Annotated in this window: 1 rRNA gene (cut by a window edge); it reads right to left on the reverse strand. The window is 42.7% G+C overall.

The features are described 5' to 3' along the window. Positions 1 to 184: ribosomal RNA gene (locus PROVRUST_RS20035) — 16S ribosomal RNA — on the reverse strand; its annotated part reaches 542 nt to the left of the window's first position; the annotation flags it as partial. Positions 185 to 375 lie beyond the last annotated feature (191 nt).

The following is a 375-nucleotide window of genomic DNA, read 5'->3' on the forward strand; positions in this document are numbered from 1 at the left end:
CATCCACTGTGTACGCTTAGTCGCTTAACCTCACAACCCGAAGGTGTTTCGCTATCAGACAACATTGGGCGTCATGGTTGCGCGTGGTGAACTTCTTCGTTGGGCAGGGTTCGCAATGCTCACGTACTACTGTACGTTGCGCTTGCTGCACGCTGTCCGCCTTGAATTTCACACTGCTCACTCATGCCACTTGCTGCTGTTCTTCAGAGAACATCATTCAAGTTGAGATTTTTTGAGAGACTCTCACATTGTTTAAGCAAAACAATGTGCGTTGTTTTCAATTTTCAGCTTGTTCCAGATTGTTAAAGAGCATAATTATTCGCAATAGACTATTTGACTAATCTATTCTGAATAATCAGAAAAATTTATGGTGGA

This window comes from Providencia rustigianii DSM 4541, from assembly GCF_000156395.1.
GTDB classification, from domain to species: domain Bacteria; phylum Pseudomonadota; class Gammaproteobacteria; order Enterobacterales; family Enterobacteriaceae; genus Providencia; species Providencia rustigianii.